Source organism: Halosolutus halophilus (assembly GCF_022869805.1).
In the GTDB taxonomy this organism is placed as follows: Archaea; Halobacteriota; Halobacteria; order Halobacteriales; family Natrialbaceae; genus Halosolutus; species Halosolutus halophilus.
On record NZ_CP094974.1, the window covers coordinates 3,290,867 to 3,307,725 of the forward strand.

At 66.4% G+C, this 16,859-nt stretch carries 22 protein-coding genes; 10 read left to right on the forward strand and 12 right to left on the reverse strand.

Annotated features, from left to right (window positions below; translation table 11 throughout):
• Nucleotides 1–38 precede the first annotated feature (38 nt).
• Nucleotides 39–629, forward strand: a complete 591-nt coding sequence (locus tag MUG98_RS16180) for a DUF21 domain-containing protein (RefSeq protein WP_265108470.1) — start codon at nucleotides 39–41, stop codon at nucleotides 627–629.
• A gap of 66 nt (nucleotides 630–695) precedes the next feature.
• On the opposite strand, the gene MUG98_RS16185 is transcribed toward MUG98_RS16180, so the two are convergent.
• The 3 genes from MUG98_RS16185 to MUG98_RS16195 form a co-directional block, all read right to left on the reverse strand.
• Entirely contained in the window at nucleotides 696–1,307 is a 612-nt protein-coding gene (locus MUG98_RS16185) for a VOC family protein (protein WP_265108471.1), read from the reverse strand.
• A 93-nt stretch (nucleotides 1,308–1,400) separates the two neighbouring features.
• On the reverse strand, nucleotides 1,401–1,823 hold the full coding sequence (locus tag MUG98_RS16190) for a universal stress protein (RefSeq protein WP_265108472.1): 423 nt from the start codon (nucleotides 1,821–1,823) through the stop codon (nucleotides 1,401–1,403).
• Nucleotides 1,824–1,943: 120 nt separating this feature from the next.
• Entirely contained in the window at nucleotides 1,944–3,608 is a 1,665-nt protein-coding gene (locus MUG98_RS16195) for an acetate--CoA ligase (protein ID WP_265108473.1), read from the reverse strand.
• A gap of 131 nt (nucleotides 3,609–3,739) precedes the next feature.
• Here MUG98_RS16195 and pdhA point away from each other — a divergent pair, with 131 nt between their 5' ends.
• From pdhA to MUG98_RS16210, 3 genes are all read left to right on the forward strand, one after another.
• Nucleotides 3,740–4,867, forward strand: coding sequence for a pyruvate dehydrogenase (acetyl-transferring) E1 component subunit alpha (gene pdhA, locus MUG98_RS16200; protein WP_265108474.1), 1,128 nt, complete (start codon nucleotides 3,740–3,742; stop codon nucleotides 4,865–4,867).
• 74 nt (nucleotides 4,868–4,941) lie between these two features.
• Entirely contained in the window at nucleotides 4,942–5,439 is a 498-nt protein-coding gene (locus MUG98_RS16205) for a hypothetical protein (RefSeq protein ID WP_265108475.1), read from the forward strand.
• A 113-nt stretch (nucleotides 5,440–5,552) separates the two neighbouring features.
• Entirely contained in the window at nucleotides 5,553–6,527 is a 975-nt protein-coding gene (locus tag MUG98_RS16210) for a radical SAM protein (protein WP_265108476.1), read from the forward strand.
• A 46-nt stretch (nucleotides 6,528–6,573) separates the two neighbouring features.
• Here MUG98_RS16210 and MUG98_RS16215 read toward each other — a convergent pair whose 3' ends face one another.
• Nucleotides 6,574–7,092 (reverse strand): gamma carbonic anhydrase family protein, encoded by a 519-nt coding sequence (locus MUG98_RS16215; RefSeq protein WP_265108477.1) that lies wholly within the window; start codon nucleotides 7,090–7,092, stop codon nucleotides 6,574–6,576.
• 142 nt (nucleotides 7,093–7,234) lie between these two features.
• The gene (locus tag MUG98_RS16220) at nucleotides 7,235–7,504 is read right to left on the reverse strand and encodes a hypothetical protein (protein WP_265108478.1); all 270 of its coding nucleotides are present in this window, start codon (nucleotides 7,502–7,504) and stop codon (nucleotides 7,235–7,237) included.
• A 163-nt stretch (nucleotides 7,505–7,667) separates the two neighbouring features.
• Here MUG98_RS16220 and MUG98_RS16225 point away from each other — a divergent pair, with 163 nt between their 5' ends.
• Nucleotides 7,668–8,306, forward strand: a complete 639-nt coding sequence (locus MUG98_RS16225; protein WP_265112475.1) for a metallophosphoesterase family protein — start codon at nucleotides 7,668–7,670, stop codon at nucleotides 8,304–8,306.
• A gap of 23 nt (nucleotides 8,307–8,329) precedes the next feature.
• Here the strand turns inward: MUG98_RS16225 and MUG98_RS16230 are convergent, their stop codons facing one another.
• The gene (locus tag MUG98_RS16230; protein WP_265108479.1) at nucleotides 8,330–8,977 is read right to left on the reverse strand and encodes a dienelactone hydrolase family protein; all 648 of its coding nucleotides are present in this window, start codon (nucleotides 8,975–8,977) and stop codon (nucleotides 8,330–8,332) included.
• A 73-nt stretch (nucleotides 8,978–9,050) separates the two neighbouring features.
• A complete protein-coding gene (locus MUG98_RS16235; RefSeq protein ID WP_265108480.1) occupies nucleotides 9,051–9,845 on the reverse strand; it encodes an alpha/beta fold hydrolase in 795 nt (264 codons plus the stop codon).
• Between the two features lie 456 nt (nucleotides 9,846–10,301).
• Between MUG98_RS16235 and MUG98_RS16240 the strand changes: the two genes are divergently transcribed.
• Nucleotides 10,302–10,871: a class I SAM-dependent methyltransferase gene (locus tag MUG98_RS16240; protein ID WP_265108481.1), complete on the forward strand. Its 570-nt coding sequence runs from the start codon at nucleotides 10,302–10,304 to the stop codon at nucleotides 10,869–10,871.
• Between the two features lie 21 nt (nucleotides 10,872–10,892).
• Here the strand turns inward: MUG98_RS16240 and MUG98_RS16245 are convergent, their stop codons facing one another.
• From MUG98_RS16245 to MUG98_RS16255, 3 genes are all read right to left on the reverse strand, one after another.
• On the reverse strand, nucleotides 10,893–11,531 hold the full coding sequence (locus MUG98_RS16245; RefSeq protein ID WP_265108482.1) for a class I SAM-dependent methyltransferase: 639 nt from the start codon (nucleotides 11,529–11,531) through the stop codon (nucleotides 10,893–10,895).
• A gap of 210 nt (nucleotides 11,532–11,741) precedes the next feature.
• A complete protein-coding gene (locus tag MUG98_RS16250) occupies nucleotides 11,742–11,936 on the reverse strand; it encodes a cold-shock protein (protein ID WP_250140215.1) in 195 nt (64 codons plus the stop codon).
• Nucleotides 11,937–12,130: 194 nt separating this feature from the next.
• Nucleotides 12,131–12,313, reverse strand: coding sequence for a DUF7501 family protein (locus MUG98_RS16255; RefSeq protein ID WP_265108483.1), 183 nt, complete (start codon nucleotides 12,311–12,313; stop codon nucleotides 12,131–12,133).
• A 254-nt stretch (nucleotides 12,314–12,567) separates the two neighbouring features.
• On the opposite strand from MUG98_RS16255, the gene MUG98_RS16260 reads away from it, so the two are divergent.
• Complete coding sequence (locus MUG98_RS16260) at nucleotides 12,568–13,032, forward strand: nucleoside deaminase (protein WP_345779775.1); 465 nt, start codon at nucleotides 12,568–12,570, stop codon at nucleotides 13,030–13,032.
• A gap of 76 nt (nucleotides 13,033–13,108) precedes the next feature.
• Here MUG98_RS16260 and MUG98_RS16265 read toward each other — a convergent pair whose 3' ends face one another.
• Both MUG98_RS16265 and MUG98_RS16270 read right to left on the reverse strand, forming a co-directional pair.
• On the reverse strand, nucleotides 13,109–13,501 hold the full coding sequence (locus MUG98_RS16265; protein WP_265108484.1) for a DUF5518 domain-containing protein: 393 nt from the start codon (nucleotides 13,499–13,501) through the stop codon (nucleotides 13,109–13,111).
• A 72-nt stretch (nucleotides 13,502–13,573) separates the two neighbouring features.
• Nucleotides 13,574–14,041, reverse strand: coding sequence for a phosphopantetheine adenylyltransferase (locus MUG98_RS16270; RefSeq protein WP_265108485.1), 468 nt, complete (start codon nucleotides 14,039–14,041; stop codon nucleotides 13,574–13,576).
• Between the two features lie 615 nt (nucleotides 14,042–14,656).
• Here MUG98_RS16270 and MUG98_RS16275 point away from each other — a divergent pair.
• The 3 genes from MUG98_RS16275 to MUG98_RS25560 all read left to right on the forward strand — a co-directional run bounded on the left by MUG98_RS16275 (nucleotide 14,657) and on the right by MUG98_RS25560 (nucleotide 16,853).
• Complete coding sequence (locus tag MUG98_RS16275) at nucleotides 14,657–15,421, forward strand: aldo/keto reductase (RefSeq protein WP_265108486.1); 765 nt, start codon at nucleotides 14,657–14,659, stop codon at nucleotides 15,419–15,421.
• 142 nt (nucleotides 15,422–15,563) lie between these two features.
• Entirely contained in the window at nucleotides 15,564–16,172 is a 609-nt protein-coding gene (locus MUG98_RS16280) for a DUF302 domain-containing protein (protein ID WP_265108487.1), read from the forward strand.
• Between the two features lie 18 nt (nucleotides 16,173–16,190).
• Nucleotides 16,191–16,853: a DUF302 domain-containing protein gene (locus tag MUG98_RS25560; RefSeq protein WP_425601054.1), complete on the forward strand. Its 663-nt coding sequence runs from the start codon at nucleotides 16,191–16,193 to the stop codon at nucleotides 16,851–16,853.
• The last annotated feature ends 6 nt before the right edge of the window (nucleotides 16,854–16,859 follow it).

A 16,859-nucleotide genomic window follows, 5' to 3' on the forward strand; every position in this document is an offset into this window, starting at 1 on the left:
CGCGTGGCTTTTTGTCCCGGGTGGCCCAACGACCGTCGATGACTGACTTCGGACTCCTCCCCGCGGGGATCGTCGCGGTTTGTGTGCTGCTGGGGATCAGCGCCTTCTTTTCGAGCAGCGAAATCGCGATCTTCTCGCTGCGACCCGAGTGGATAGCGTCGAAGACGGCGACCGGCGACGCCGACGCGACGACGCTCGCCGCGCTGGCCGAGAACAGCCACCGACTGCTCGTGACCCTGCTCGTGGGGAACAACGTCGTCAACGTCGCGATCTCGAGCATCACGACCGTCCTCGCGGTCACCTACCTGCCTCCGACGCAGGCGACCGTCGTAGCGACGGTCGTCGCCAGTTCCCTCGTGTTGATCGTCGGCGAGATCCTCCCCAAGTCCTACGGCCTGGGTCACGCCGAGACGTGGAGTCTCCGGATCGCTCGACCGCTGGCCGCGATCCAGCGATTCCTCTATCCGCTCGTGCTCGTCTTCGATCTCCTCACGCGCGGTCTGAGCGAACTCCTCGGCGGCGATCCGGAACTCGAGCGGCCCTACGAAGGCCCCGAGGCGGCGGTCGGGGCCGACCCGGGGAGCGAGGAGACGCCCGCGGTGACCGATCGCGCCCGCGGCGGGCGATGAACCGCCGCTCGCCGGGTTCGGACCGATCGACCGAAAATCGAACGCCGGTGGCCGACCGACGCGTCCTCAGACGCCGGCACCGGTCGGCGCGTCCGGCAAGTCGTGTTTCTCGACCTCGATATCCAGTTCCTCGAGTGCGGCCTCGAGGTGGCGTTCTTCGGCGAAGTCGACGCCGTCTTCCTCGCGGAGTCGCTGGGCCGTCGCCAGCACTTCACCGCGGCGATCGTCCGGAATCGAGAACTTGTCGGTGGCGAGTTCGATCGTGAGCCCGTTGTGGTCGCGGGTGTACAGCGAGTGGAAGATGCCGCGATCGAACTCGTTGTAGCCGCGGCCGGCGTCCTCGAGCGCCTCCTTCGTCTCGACGAACCGCTCGGGATCGACCGAGAACGAGAGGTGGTGGACAGAGCCGATCTGGTGCTGGAGCGGACGCGGATTCGAGCCTCGATCGTCGCTGACGAAGAGGGTGAGAATCCGGCCGTCACCCGTGTCGAAGAACAGGTGCGTCGAGTCCGGATCGTCGAGGTTGGGCTGTCTGAGCACCAGGGGCATCCCCAGCAGGTCGCGGTAGAACGCGATCGTGTCTTCCTCGTTACTGCCGATCAGCGTGATGTGGTCGGTTCCGGAGAGTCGAATCGGACTTTCGGGCGGGTCTGCGGTGACGTCAGGATCGTCCGTCATGTCCCGGAGTAGGGTATCGAACCCTAAATCACTGCCCCAGGACGGAGAGCGAACCGGTTCGCATCGTCCGGGCGTTCGTGGCCTCGATTCCGGTCAGTCGGCTTCCGCACCCGTCACGACGACCGGTCGATCGGTGTTGAGAATGACCGATTGCGTAACGCTTCCGAACACGGCCTTGCCGACCGGGGACCGCTTCCGGCCGCCGAGGACGATGGCGTCGACGTCGTATTCCTCGGCCCAGTCGAGGATGTCGTCTTCCGTGTCACCGCTGTCTTCGAGGATCGTCACGTCGACGTCGTGGTCCTCGAGGTGTTCCTGTGCCGTCCGGACGGATCCGATCCGAGAGGCGGATTTGAACTGCTCGAACTCCTTGGGCAGGTCCTCGCCCTCGTCGGTGAAGACGAACAGGACGTACGCCTCGACGGACTCGTCGGCGTCGGGCAACGACGCGACGTACCGGGCCTGTGCACGTGCTCGCTCTTCGGTCGTGTCGACGGGTATCAGCACGCGGTACATACCGAACAGTTCGCATGGTCGACCTATAAAACCGCTAGTGAGTTCCGGACGAGTTACAATTCCCGAGTCGGGCGAACCGGCAGTGTGCACCCGTCGACGAGCGATCGGACCGTCCCCCGCTCACTCGTCGGCGACGCCCTCGCGTTCGCGCAGCGATCGGCGCCGGATCTTGCCGGTCGTGGTCGTCGGCAGTTCGTCGACGAACTCGATGGCTCTGGGGTACTCGTACTCGGCGAGTCGATCGCGGACCAGGTCGCGGATCTCTTCGCGGACCGTCTCCGGGTCGTACTCGTCCGTTGCGGGCTGGACGAACGCCGTGATCGCCTCCCCGCGGGTCTCGTCGGGGACGCCGACGACGCCCGCCTGTTCGGCGAGCGGGTGGTGGAGGATCGCCTCCTCGACCTCCATCGGTCCGACGCGGTAGCCGCTGGTGAGGATCACGTCGTCGGTCCGGGAGACGAACCACAGGTAGCCGTCCGCGTCCCGCTCGACCAGATCACCCGTCAGGAACCATCCCTCCGCCGTCCGCTTCGCCGCCGTCTTCTCCGGCAGTCCCCAGTACTCGTCGAAGAAGACGCGTCGATCGGCCGGCTTCACCGCGAGTTCGCCCACCTCGCCGGTCGGCACCTCGTCTCGCGTGTCCGGGTCGAGGATCGCGACCTCGTAGCCGGGGAACGGCTTACCCATGCTGCCGGGACGGGTGTCGAACCAGGCCTCGGAGTTGCCGACGACGAGATTCAACTCCGTCTGCCCGTAGAAGTCGTTGATCGCGACGTCCGTGAACGTCCCGTCCACCCAGTCGACGACCTCCGAGGTGAGCGGTTCGCCGGCTGATGCGAACGTCTCGAGTTCGAGGTCGTACTCGCGCTCGGGGTCCTCGACCGACGTTAGCATCCGGAGTGCCGTGGGCGGCATGAACGAGTGGGTGACGCCGTGGCGTTCCAGCAGATCGAACACGTCCTCGGGGTCGAAGTCGTCACGCGGCCAGCCGACGACCGCACAGCCGTGGTGCCACGCCGCAAAGAGGGTCCCGCCGAGCGCAGCGCCCCACGCCCAGTCGGCCGGCGTCCAGAGGATCGCCTCGCCCTCGACGAGCCCCCGATCGAAGTAATTGTACGCCGCCGCGGCCCGGCCGAGCCACAGCGCGTGGCTGTGGAGGACCCCCTTCGGCGGACCCGTCGAGCCGCTGGTGTACATGATCGCCGTCGGCGTCTCCGGCGTCGCGTCGTAGACGTCGATTCCCGGCTCGTAGCTCCCGAGAAGATCGTCGAAGGCGTGTGCGTCACCGTCGACCGCGTCGCCGTCGCCGAGTTCGATCACGTGCTCCAGCGCCGGACAGTCGTCGCGGATCTCGTCGATCGCCTCCCGGACGCCCGGATCGACGACGACCGCCGTCGCCCCGCTGTCCTCGAGGCGGTACTGGAGGGCGTCGCGGCCGAACAGGACCGTCAGCGGGACCGAGATCGCACCGCGCTTCCAGTTCGCGAGGTGGGTGATCGGGTTCGCCGGTTTCTGGGGGACGACGACGCCGACGCGATCGCCCGCCTCGACCCCCAGATCCGCCAGCGCGGCGGCGATGCGGTCCGATCGATCGTCGAGATCGTCGAACGTGGACGTCTCGACGTCGCCGCGCTCGGGCCGTTCGTATCGCAGCGCGACCCGGCTGGTGTCGTCGTGTTTCCGGAGGAAATCGACGGCGGGATTGAACTCGTCCGGGAGGTCCCACGCGAACGCCTCGCGGGCCCGATCGTAGTCCTCGAAGGTCGGCATGACCGTCCAGCTCATGTGCGGACGTTCCGCGGCCAGCGCATAGCGTTTTTCGACACGTCGACGCGATGACTCGCGTCGGTCGGTCCCGGCTACTGCCCGCCTGCCATCGCAATACTGTTATGGGGACCCGGTGCCACGGTGGGGACATGTCACGAAACGTGTCCGCCCGGGACGTCCTCGATCGAGCGCCGGACGATCGGGTGCAGGTCCTCGACACGGACGGGACCGTCGTCGACCCGGCGCTGGAACCGGACCTCGAACCGGCGACGCTGCGATCGATGTACCGCGATATGCGCTTCTGTCGACGCTTCGACGAGCGGATGATCAGCCTCCAGCGGCAGGGTCGGCTCGGGACCTACGCGTCCCTGGCCGGTCAGGAGGGCTCCCAGATCGGGTCGACGTACGCGCTGGCCGACGACGATATGCTCTCCTACCAGTACCGCGAACACGGCGCGCTCGTCGCCCGGGATCTCCCGTGGGAGTACCTGCTGTACTGGATGGGCCACGAGGACGGGAACGCGGCACTTGCGGACGTCGACGTCTTCCCGCTGAACATCTCGATCGGCGGGCACCTTCCCCACGCCGTCGGCTGGTCGTGGGCGGCGAAGTTGAACGACGACGAGCGCGTCTCCGTCGTTCACTTCGGCGACGGGTCGACCTCCGAAGGCGACTTCCACGAGGCGATGAACTTCGCCGGGGTCTACGACGCGCCGACGGTGTTCTTCTGTAACAACAACCAGTGGGCCATCTCGGTGCCGCGGGAGACTCAGACTGCGAGTGCGACGCTCGCCCAGAAGGCTCACGCCTACGGCTTCGAGGGCGTCCAGGTCGACGGGATGGATCCGCTCGCGACCTACGTCGTAACGCGGGCCGCCCGGGAGAAGGCCCTCGACGCCGGCGACGATCGGCGCCGACCGACGCTGATCGAGGCGATCCAGTACCGCTACGGGGCGCACACGACGGCGGACGATCCGGACGTCTACCGGGACGAGGCCGAGGTCGATCGCTGGCGACGGCGCGACCCTATCGACCGGTTCGAGGCGTACCTCCGGGATCGCAGCGTGCTCGGGGACGACCTGATCCGGGAGATCGACGCGGAGATCGAGGACACGCTCGAAACGATCGTCGATCGGACCGAGGACGTCGACGCCGATCCGCGCGAGATGTTCGAGTTCACGTACGAGGACCCGACGCCGCGGCTCGACGAACAGCGCGAGTACCTCGAGGATCTCCGCGACAGTCACGGCGACCACGAATTACTCGATCTCGAATAGAAGTCCCCACACCCGCTTAAAGCGGCGAATCGGACACGGAAAAGACTACGAGACCGTCGTCACGATGCGCCGGCATGCAACTCGAACAGCCGACCCAGGACGCGACCTGGTCCGGCACGGTTCCGAACGCGTTCGACGGGCGCGTCCTCGGCCTCGTGGTCGTGATCGCGGCGCTCGCGGCGTCGCTGAACGTCCCCTACGGCGGCCTCCTGATGGCTGGCGTCGCGTTCGCCCTCCTCGCGATCGGCGGCGGCGTCGTCCACCTGCTGGGCGAGCGAAAACTCAGACGGATCACGGACGGCCTCGTCGAGCGGTGGCTCGACGCCGGCGCGCAGATCACCGACGTCACCCGCTCCTCGAAGGGAATGCGAACCGAGTGGACCGTCCACACGCCCGACGGCGAGATCACCATCGGCGGCGTCGCGCTCGTCCCAATCTCGCGACTCGCCGTCGAGTGGCAGGGCGTCGGCGACGGGATGGACGCGAGCGAGGCCGAAGCGAACCTCGATCGGGTCGCCGAGAGCCTTTTCGAGGAAATCTTCGAGATCGGCGACGCACCACAGCAGCCCTGAAGCGGAGGTTTCGGGGATTTCGATCGACGAGTGAGCGGGTAGCCGTCCCGGACGGTCGTGGTATATGATGCCTTGCAACACAGCTTTGCCGATCGGTCGCCATCACACGCGACATGAGCATCGGCACGCCGGATACGACGCCGAACTACCGCACACTCGGGGGCGAGGAATTCGAGCGACGGATCGCGGACCTCTGGGACCGGTACGAAGACTGCGACCTCTGTGCGTACGACTGCGGGGTCGATCGGACCGCAGGAAACGTCGGCACCTGCCAGGTCGACGACACCGCGTACGTCTCGTCGTACTTCCCACACTTCGGCGAGGAAGACTGCCTGAAGGGGCACAACGGTAGCGGGACCATCTCCCTCGCCAACTGCAACATGAAGTGCGTCTTCTGCCAGAACTTCGAGACCAGCCACGAGGCGAAGGGGGAGCCAGCGACGCCCGTGGAGATCGCCGAGATGGCTCTCGAACTCGAGTCGAAGGGCTGTCACAACGTCAACTTCGTCTCGCCGACCCACCACTCGCCGCACCTCGTCGAGGCCGTCAAGATCGCGAAGGATGGCGGTCTGGACCTCCCGGTCGTCTGGAACTGCGGGGGGTACGAACGACCCGAGATCCTCACGAAACTGGACGGGATCGTCGACGTCTACATGCCCGACGTGAAGTGGGGCGACGACGCGGCCGCGGCGACGTACTCGAAAGCGCCCAATTACTGGTCGAACGTCACCGACTCGCTGCGGGAGATGCACCGGCAGGTCGGCGACCTGGAACTCGCCGACACCGGACTCGCGACCGGCGGCCTCCTCGTGCGCCACCTCGTGATGCCGAACCACGTCGAGAGCGCGAAACGGGTACTAACGTTCGTCGCCGAGGAGATTTCCGAGGCGACGTTCGTCGACGTGATGGCCCAGTACCGGCCGTACTACAAGGCCAAAGACGAGGAGTTCTACGAGGAGATCAGCCGGCCGATCACCGCCGAGGAATACGACGAGGTGGTCGATCACGCCCGCGAGGTGGGCCTCGAACGGCTCACGCTCGATCGATCGATGCTCGCCGATCGGGGCGACTCGATCGGGCTGTTCTGACTGGGGCACCGAACCCCGCCTGCGGGCCGCTCGAGGCCCTGATCGGCTACGAGAACAGGTCCTCGTGGCGCTGAGCCAGGTTCGTGTACTCGCCCGAGGAGAACTCCTCGAAGATCGCCTCGGGATCGATCCCCGTCTCGGAGAGCGGCGTGATCTCTGCGGGAACGCCACGGGCGAACGACTCCGGCGGGATGTCGTACTCGTCGGGGATCACCGTCCCCGCGGCGACGATACTTCGCTCGCCGATCGTGGCGTCGGTGTTGCCCGTCGTGTTGAACCCGACCAGCGCGCGCTCCTCGACGGTGACCTCGTTGAGGACGGCCCCGTGACCGACCATCACTTCCGGTTCGAGCGTCGACGCGTGAATCGTCGCGTTATCGCCGACGTGTGCCTGACGACCGACGCGAACCGGAGCGATGTCACCCCGCAAGACGACGCCCGGCCAGACGCTCGCGTCCGCTGCGACCTCGACGTCACCCACCAACACCGCATCGCGACTCACGTGCGCCGCATCGTCGATGGTGGGGCTGGCACCCTCGAACTCGTAGGTTCGGCTGTCGACCATACCGGATTCGACCACGACGCCGCTCATAAGCGTTCGTTGGCGAAATCGTGACCGTCACGGTCCGGAAATCGTCCGCGACTCCAGCGACCGTGTCGACGCGATACGCCCCTCGAACCTCGATCACTCGGATTCCGCCCGGGCGTTACGATTCGATCTTCTCGACGATTTCTCGCGCCTGTTCTTCCGCCTTGTCCTCGCCGACGTTCTTGCTGATGAGGACGCTGGTCACCTCCCAGTCGTCCTCGCCTTCGACCTTGCCGGTTCGCACTTCGCTCCCCTCGGAGACCGATTCCGCCGGGTTCTCCGCCCAGTCGGGCGTTCGAATCTCGTCGTACCGGTCCGGATCGCGAAATCGGACGTGAATGTAGTCGTCTTCGGTCTCGACGTTGTCGACGCCGGGTATGGTAGCCATGTACTGGGGTACCGCCATGGCTGCCCTAAATCCTGACCCTGAACCTGCCCGCACCGAATCGATCTCGTCGTGGGCCGCGGCGCAACTCATCGCGCCGCGATCGGGCGAACGCGCACGTGTCAGCAGGAGGTGTTTCCGTCTCGGTCGCAAAGCGACGCTCGGCATGCTCGTCCTCGGCGACGCCCACGCGTCCGATTCGGACCGCCGCGAGACGCTGCTCGCGTACTATCGAGCCATAGATCCCGACCGCGTGCTGCAGGTCGGCGACCTCGAACACTACGACCTCCCTGCACCGACGTGGTTCGTCGCGGGCAACAACGAGGACCTGAACGTGATCGACGCGCTCCGGGCGGGCGAGGACCCCGACGGAACGCGAAACGTCCACCTCCTCGCGAGTACGGCGGCCACGATCGACGGCCTCCGCGTAGGTGGACTCTCCGGGAATCACGCTCCGACGAAGTACGACCTGTCACGGGCGGCGCTGTCGGGCGATCGCCGGCGGCACTTCACCCACGAAGACGTCGATCGGGCGGCCGAACTCTCGGATATCGACGTCTTCCTCACCCACGAGGCCCCGACCGGCCTGCTCTGGTACGGCTACGATCCCGGCTGCGAGCACGTGACCGACCTGCTCGAAACCGTCTCACCAGACCTCTGTCTGGTAGGGCACCACCACCAGCACCGGGCGGCGGAGATAGCGGGTACCCGCGTCGTGAGCCTCGCACCGGCGTGGGAGCGGTACTACACGCTCGATCCGGAGACGCTCCAACTGACGGCCCACGATCGGGACTCGATCGAGTGAGGCCACGAGCCTCGAACCGGGAGTCACCCGAGGTGCGTCGTGAACCAGTCCGCGGCGTGATCGGCGACCGCTTCGAGTTCGCCCTCGCCCTCGAAGAGGTGGCCAGCACCCTCGATCACGCGGAGGCCCTTCTGGCACGACAGCGCGTCGTGGACCGCCCGGTTCAACTCCAGCACCGACTCGTCCTCGCCGCCGACGATCAGCAGCGTCGACGCCGTGACGTCGTCGATCGCGTCCTCGGCCATGTCCACGCGGCCGCCCCGCGAGACGACCGCGTCGACGTCCGTCTCCGGCCGGGCCGCTCCGCGCAGTGCCGCCGCAGCGCCCGTACTCGAGCCGAAGTAGCCGATCGAGGTGTCGTCCCCGATCTGGCTTCGATTGCGGGCCCACGTCGTCGTCGCGACGAGCCGATCGGTCAGCAGTGGGATGTCGAAGCGGTTCTCCCGATAGCGATCCTCCTCCTCGGTCAGCAGATCGAACAGCAGGGTTCCGAGTCCGCGCTTGCGCAGCGTCTCCGCGACGAAGTTGTTTCGCGGGCTGTGCCGGCTGCTGCCGCTTCCGTGAGCGAAGACGACCAGTCCGCCGGCGTCGGCGGGCACGGCGAGTTCGCCCTCGAGCGTCGCGTCACCGACGGGAATGTCGGCCACGGTGTGCAGTTCGTCGATCGCCATGTTCGAGACTCCGCCGGCCACGTAGTTGACGGTTTTGGGGGCCGAGAGACCGATCGCAGCCGTCAGGCCCCGCTCACCGCTGTGGAACCCGGCGTTGCACGAAGTTGCGGACGCGAGACGAGTACGTCTCCGGCCGGTGGAGATTGCAGATGTGGCCGACGTCCGAGAGGACTTCGATGCGGCCGTCCTGTGCGGCCGCCGCGTGCGCCTGCTCGCCGCGGCGCATGAGCGTGTCGTTCTCGCCGTTGAGGATCAGGGTCGAACCGGGGTACGTCGAGAGCGCGTCTCGGAAGTCCCGCCCGGCGATTTCCGGACCCGCTTCACCGAACTGCTTCGGATAGAAGCCGGATTCGACGATCGCCGTCTCGATGTCCGGCGGGAGATCGCGGTTGCGGACCCACCGCGTCGCGAGTCGTTCGACCGCGCGTTTGCCGACGTCGGGTTTCGTGAGGAGCCGGGCTATCCCGCCGGTCGCCCGCGTGAGAAGTTCCAACCCGCGGACCGGGTTGGCGCTACTGCCGGACAGGACCAGTCCATCCACGTCCCCGGGATAGCGGTGGGCGTACTCCGTCGCGGCGTAGCCACCGAGCGAGAGGCCGACGAGTACCGCACTCCCGTCCGTCTCCGCGTCGATCACCCGTCGTAGCCGTTCGATCGCAGCCCCCATTCGGAACGGTTCGTCGCCGAACACCCCGTGACCGGGGAGATCGGGAGCCACGACGTGGTATCCGTCGGCGAGCGCCCGCTGCTGGGGGAGCCACATCGTTCGCGTGAACATCGCGCCGTGGACGAACACGATCGACTGCGCGTCCCGGGGGCCCGCGACGTCGACGCCGCTCGGACCGCCGTTTCCCTCGTGCAGTGCCATAGCTACCCGACGTATCACCGCGAGAGGTTTAGTGGTCCGGCCGGCGAGTGCGATCGGTCGCGACGGAATCGACGCGAGATCCGCCGACGGAGCGTTCGAAACGCAGGAGAGGGTTTTTCGAGCCGGATTTCTCCGGATCTCGATCGAGCCGTCGGGTCCGTGCTCGCTGCCGATAAATCGCATACCAGTAGCGAATTGCGGCGGTCCGTTCCCGTCGCGTCTCTCGATTGTCCCTCCCGGTCCGATCGCCGCCCGCGTTCTCGACGGGCTTGCCGACGTCAGCCGTGAACGTCGGACTCGTACGCGAGGGTCAGTACGCGAGGGTCATCGGGCCGCGACACGCGTGGGCTCCTGTGCGGGTGACAGCGGTTCCATCGAATGTGGGGGTGACGGTGGTTCCAGCGAGTGTGCGGACGACAGGCAGACTCATGTGCGTCTGGGTGGGACTGGCCAGTGATGCCGGAGGAGAACGGATCGTGGACCGACGACGGACGACGAGCCACGCGGTGGCCGGGAGACGAGTCCACGCTCACGGAAGCGATCGCCGACGACCTGCCGGGCGGCCGTGCACTCGACCTCGCGACCGGCGAAGGGCGAGTCGCGAGCGTGCTCGCCGACCGCGGCTGGTCGGTCGACGCCGTCGACATCTCGCGCGCGATGCTCGATCGGGCCCGCGATCGGCGGGACGAGCGATCGGCGGCAGCCGGGCGTTCGGGATCGATCGACTGGATCCTCGCCGACGTCGACAGCTACTGTTTTCCCGAGTCCGTCTACGACGTCGTGGCGATCCGGTTCTTCGACGCCCGCGATCGGCTGGACGCCGTCAAATCCGCCCTCGCGCCCGGAGGCGCCCTCGTCTACGAACACCACCTCCAGTCGGAGTCGGCGGCGAGCGGCCCCGGCAACCAGTATCGGTTCGAATCGAACGAATTGCTCGACGCCTGCGCGGACCTGACCGTCAGGTACTACGCCGAGGATCCCGACCGATCGCTGGTCCGACTCGTCGCGTACGCCGACACAGACTGAGGGATCGAAGGGGGACCCGGCTCACCGGTCCGTCGATCGAAACGCCCTGACAGTGACCCGGTCGAGGTCGATCGAACGGAGTTCGACGAATCCGGACTCGGCAACCACGCGATCCCAGCGGCGTTTGTACAGGGGGATTCCGTCGACGGTCGTCTCGTGAATCCCGTCGGCCGGTTGCGCCCGAGCGGCGTCGGCCTCGTCGGGTTCGACTTCGGCGGTGACGAGCAACTCGGCCGTCACCCGATCGAGGTCGTCGACCAGCCAGTCACAGGACGGATGCAGGTGCTGGAGCGTCTCGATCGAGTAGACGACGTCGAACTGGTCGTCGTCGAACGAGGGAACGACGGACTCGATCGCACCGTGGTGAAACGTGCCCGTGGCCGCGAGGTCGGGATAGGCCCGTTCCATCACGTCGAACGCGTCGTCGTTGACGTCGATGCCGGTGAGATTCGCGTAGCCGTGCTCGGCGAGGTGTGCGAGGTGTCGACCCGAACTACAGCCGAGTTCGAGCACGGCCGCATCTCGATCAACCCGCTCGTCGAGCACGGTACGGAGCCGCTCGCTCCGCTCGTCGGGTCCGTAGTACGCGTAGTACTCGGGCGAGTAGGCCCGCGATCGATCCGCCCATCGACGCCGAACGTCGTCTGCATCCTGAGTCATGTGGTGAGAACTGCTGGAACTGCCGGGTCGCCAATCGTGGCGCTACGCCCGATCGGGGGCGGCAGTCGAACCGCTCCTCGGCCGGCCTCAGTGCCGATTCGTCCGTCCTGCTCGCCGTCTATCGGGCCGCCGAATGGTCGGTGTATCGAGCGAGCGACTCGGGGCGCGACTGGACGTCTCGACCGCTCTCGAATCGCCGTCGAGTCGCCGCTAGAGGCGTTCGAGGTTGGTCGCTCGTGGCCCCTTGTCCGCTTGTTCGATCTCGAACTCAACTTCCTGTCCTTCCTCGAGGTCGGGACCGCCGACGTCTTCCATGTGGAAGAAGACGTCGTCGTCGATCTCGTCCGTCTCGATGAAGCCGTAGCCGCCTGTGTCGTTGAAAAACGCGACCGTACCGGTTGGCATTGCAGGTTCCTCCACCTCGTGGGAACAGTCCCGCGCTGATATACCTGCATGTGGCACGTGCTACGAATATATAACGGGGCGGACGTCCGACCGCGAATCCGTCGCCGGTCACGGACGCCGATCGACACCGGGGGCCGATCGATACGAGCGCGGAGACAAGCACGAGCGGGGTGCCCGGCGTGTGAATCGGACCGTCACCCGCTCCACTCGCCAGCGAGGTCGCCGCTGAGATTGCCCCGCCACTGGTCGAAGCTGGTTTCGCAGGTCGCGTTCTCGTCGATGTGATCGATGAACCCCACGCCGGGGCTGGACAGTTCGTCGCCGCAGAACGGACAGGTGCCGGGGTCGGACCAGTTCGTCGTCGTGTTCACGGACATCGTACGTCGAAAGACCGGAAACAACAATATAAACCTAACCGGTAAACATACAATATACCTATTATGCCATTATGTGGCATAATCATTCAGTGAGTTTCGGATCGAGCACTCCGGAGCGAACCGAACACTCCGACGGATCGACCGCCGCGATCGATCGAGAGGTCTCCGTCCCGGGACCTGTTCGCCGCCACCGATGACCGCCGCCGAACCGTCGACGACCGCGGTTTCTTGCCAGTCCAGGGAGACGTTCGGACGTGACCACAGCACAGTTCGACCGTTTCGATCACGAATCGCACATGCGCCGGGCCTTCGAACTCGCCCGATCGGCCGTCGAGCGGGGCGATCGGCCGTTCGGATCCGTGCTCGTTCGCGACGACGCGGTCGTCATGGAAGCCTCGAATCGCGTCCTGACCGAGAACGACGTTCGCCGTCACCCGGAACTGCACCTCGCCTATCGCGCTCGCCGGGAACTCGATCCGGAAGCGCGTGCCGAGACCGCGATGTACACCAGCACCGAACCGTGTCCGATGTGTGCCGGCGGCCTCCGCTACGCCGGACTCGGTCGCATCGTCTACAGCGTCGGGGGCGACGAGATCGGCGAATTCGCGGGCCAGGAGACGCCGGTCCGATCGGCCACCGTCCTCGAAGGCGTCAGCGAGGTCGTCGGGCCCGTACTGAACGACGAGGGGCGGGCGCTCCACGAGGCGTTCGACTGGTGACCGGAAGACGTTCGACTCGTGACTGAATCGAGTCGTGCGCGGCCGTCGACCGGACCGTGACGCCCGCCGCAAGACCTCAGCGGTTCTCCGCGAGGGCGACGCCGAGAACGGCACCGAGCGCGCTCAATCCGACGGTGAACGCCGCAGCGAACAGCACCACGACGATGGCCATCACCCCGAACCCGGGCGGGCTACCGCCGAGACCGAGCATGAACAAAATCACGAAGGCGAACAGCGCGTACGGGACGACCATCACCAGCCCGGCGATCGCTCCGACCGTCAGCCCGTCGCTCGCCTCGCCGCCCTCGAGGTAGCCGGCGATCGCGCCGCCGGCGACCGTCGAGACGAACGGCACGAACGAGAGGACGACACCGACGATTCCGCCGATCAGTCCGTTGAGGACGATGCCGAAGCCGTCGTCGGACGCAGGGCGATCGTCCGTCGAGAGGGACGCGGTATCGGGAACCATACGCACAACTACTGGTCACCGAGCTAAAAAGTGTTGAGACGTGTCACCCGATGGCGTCACGTGCCGCGACGGTCACTCGATCACCGTCCCGTGTTCGTCGATCTCACCCTGAACGATCCGCGTCGAGGATATGCGTTCGCCGTCGTCGGCGAGCACGTACGGTGCTACGATTCCCGTAAGCGGGTCGAACCCGTGGTCCCTCCGTGCCTCGTTGATCGCCTCGAGTTCGTCCGCGGTCTCGGGCGAGACGACCAGCGCGTCGATCGCCGGGTCGTCCGTCACGATCTCGTGGGGGTCGGTGAGCGTCCTGATCGTCACCTCGCGGTCCCACTCGTCGATCGCCGCGAATTCCGCCGCGACCGATCGCTCGCGGTCCTCGTAGGGAGGAACCGGCCGCGGGACGTGGCGCGTCTCGGTGGCGAGGTCGTCGCCGGTCAGCCCGACGATGACGCCGTCCTCGCCGAACCGGAGCGCGTGCTCGAACAACAGGCGGTGGCCGTCGTGAATCGGTCCGAAGGTGCCGGCGACTGCGACGAGCATGCGCTGTACCGACGGCGTCCAGTCACAAGAAAAGGGGGGCAGAGCGGAGCGTCGAGAGCGGGACGTGTTGGGGGACGGTCCGTGCTGGACCTCCGTGCCGTTCACGTGGGTTCCCGGCCCGTCGAATCGCCGGTCGACCAGGTGGCGACTGCCCAAAACTCGACCGCCGTGGACGCGGCTGACCCGGCGCGGTGGCTCTCGGTTCGTGGTGAAAAACATCCGGACGAAGCCACGATCTGGAGCCGAACGGGAGCGCTCTTCTACGATCCGTCAGCCCTGGTTTGGTTCGCGAATCTCACTCGCGCGAGATCCGGTACTGGGCTGTGACACCGATCCACGACGTGGATCGATGGTGGACCGCGTGCAACTCCGTCGAGGGGAGACCTCGGTTCCGCGTGACCGGAGCGTCGGTTGTCCCTCGCACTCGATTCGAAATGATCGAACCGAGTCGTTCGGTGTCTCCTCGTGGCTTCGCCCGTTACACTATGTGGTACGTTATCAACCAACATAACGCTTGCCCAGGTCGCGATTTCGACAGGTCCGGATCGCTGACAGCGACCGCGAAGGTGGTCGCCGAAGGACGGTGCTTATCACCGTGACAGCCGGACGAGCCGTATGCACCTCCCACCGATCGGTCTCGGCACGATGGGCATCGACGACCCCGGGGCCGTCGAGACGTCCCTCGACGTCGGCTACCGGCACCTCGACACGGCCAGGATCTACGACAACGAGCGCGTCGTCGGCGCGGGGCTCGCCGCGAGCGACGTCCCCCGCGAGGACGTGACCGTCGCGACGAAGCTCTGGGTCGACGACCTCGCCCCCGACCGAGTCCGACCAGCGACCGAGGAGAGCCTCGATCGCCTCGGACTCGATCGGCTCGACCTCCTGTACGTCCACCGTCCGCGTGGCCCGTACGACCCGTCGGCGACGCTGCCGGCGCTCGACGCCCTCGTCGACGACGGACTCGTCTCGAACGTCGGCCTCTCGAACTTCACGGTCGACCAGGCGGCGAGGGCCCGAGATCACCTCGACGCGCCCGTCGCGGCCCACCAGGTCGAACGCCACCCGCTGTTCGCACGGAACGACCTCCTCGCCGACGCGCGGGCCAACGACTACCCGCTCGTCGCGTACTCGCCGCTGGCCGGCGGTCGCGTCGGGGAGTTGCCCGAGGTACGGGCAGTCGCCAACGAACACGACGTCGCGCCCGAATCGGTCGCGATCGCCTGGCTCGTCGGCACCGACGGCGTCGTCACGGTCCCGAAAGCCTCCTCGCGTGCGCACCTCGAGTCGAATTTCGCCGCCGGTGATATCGACCTGGACGCCGACGATCGCGCACGCATCGCCTCGATCGATCGAGAGCAGGAGCTGTTTCCGGAGTAAGGACCGCGAGCAAGGCACGACGAACCGTGCTACTCGACCACTGATCGGGGAGGAGGGAGACAGAAATTCGGGAACACGCACCCATTAGATCGGTAACGAAGGAAACACTAATACGATCGTTCGAACTGTTCTCGGATAATGCATGACAATCGCTAACAAGACCATCTGTCAGCTCACTCGCGAGACGGTCAAGAAGGGACTCCACCCGGTAATCGATCGGCTCGGCATCGAGACGGCTATTCGCGTCACGACGCCCGTTTCCGTGTCGGACGCCGAAGCGGCGCTCCGCGAGGAGCTCGCCGAGGAGGGGGTCGAGGTGCTTGCGGACGTGGACGTCCAGGCCATCCACCACCACTACAACCTCGAGTATCCCGAGTTCACGATCCTCTGTGTGGGCAACCGACGAGAGCTGGAGGCGGAGATGGCGATCGATCCGGGACTCGGCGCGTTCGTCCCGCTGTCGGTGATTCTCTACGACCTCGACGGCGAGACCCGGGTGAGCGCGGTGCGACCGACCACGCTGCTGGCCCTGTTCACCGACGACGACCTCCAGCGAGCCATCCAGGAGACAGAGGGGGTGCTCTGGCGGGTTCTCACGGAAGGGATCCCCGCCGCCGAGGTACTCAGCGAGGAGCCGCCGCTGATGCCCGGCGAAGAATCCACCCGAACGCGGATCAAGAAGGCGCTCAACCTCGTGCTCACGCTGGTCGACGCCGAGTACAGCATCCACGTCTCGAGTCCGCTCCCGTGAGCGCAGGTCGAAGCCGACGTGCGTGACGCCCTCGATCGCCGCGGGCAGAAGGTCCTCGGCGAGGTCGGCGACACGTTGCTGGTCGGGAACCCCGGTCAGGCGCACAAGGCCCTCGCGATCGAACCGGACGTCGCCGTCTTCGTCCCGCTCTCGGTGACGATATCTGAAGAGGGCGACGAGACGCACGTCCGAACCGTTCGGCCCTCCACGCTGCTTGCGTTCTACGGCGATCCCGACCTCCGGGATATCCTCCAGGAGATGGAGTTGCTCCTCTGGAACGCGCTCGTCGACGGTGTGCCTCGACGAGTTGACCGAGAAAGGGCTGATCGAGCGACGGAGCTTCGACGAGATTCCGCCGCGAGTCGAGTACTCGCTGACGCCTCGCGGTCGGGAACTCGAGACGCGGATCCAGCCGTTGCTAGAATGGGCGGCAGAAGAAGGGTAATCCACGGGGCAGGTCGGAGGAGACGGACGAACGCGTACGCGATCGAGATGCCGCCCGTAACGGACACCCGCCGGCTCCGGGGGGAAACGAGCACCGACCCGTACCCTGCCTGCGAAGAGGTGCACCCTGCTCGGGAAGAGATGCGCCCTGCGAAGAAACCGCGAACGCGATTGGAACCACCGCGTCCGTATTCGGTAGCCCGATCGAGAGCAGCCGACGGTGACGACCACCACTGACGAGGA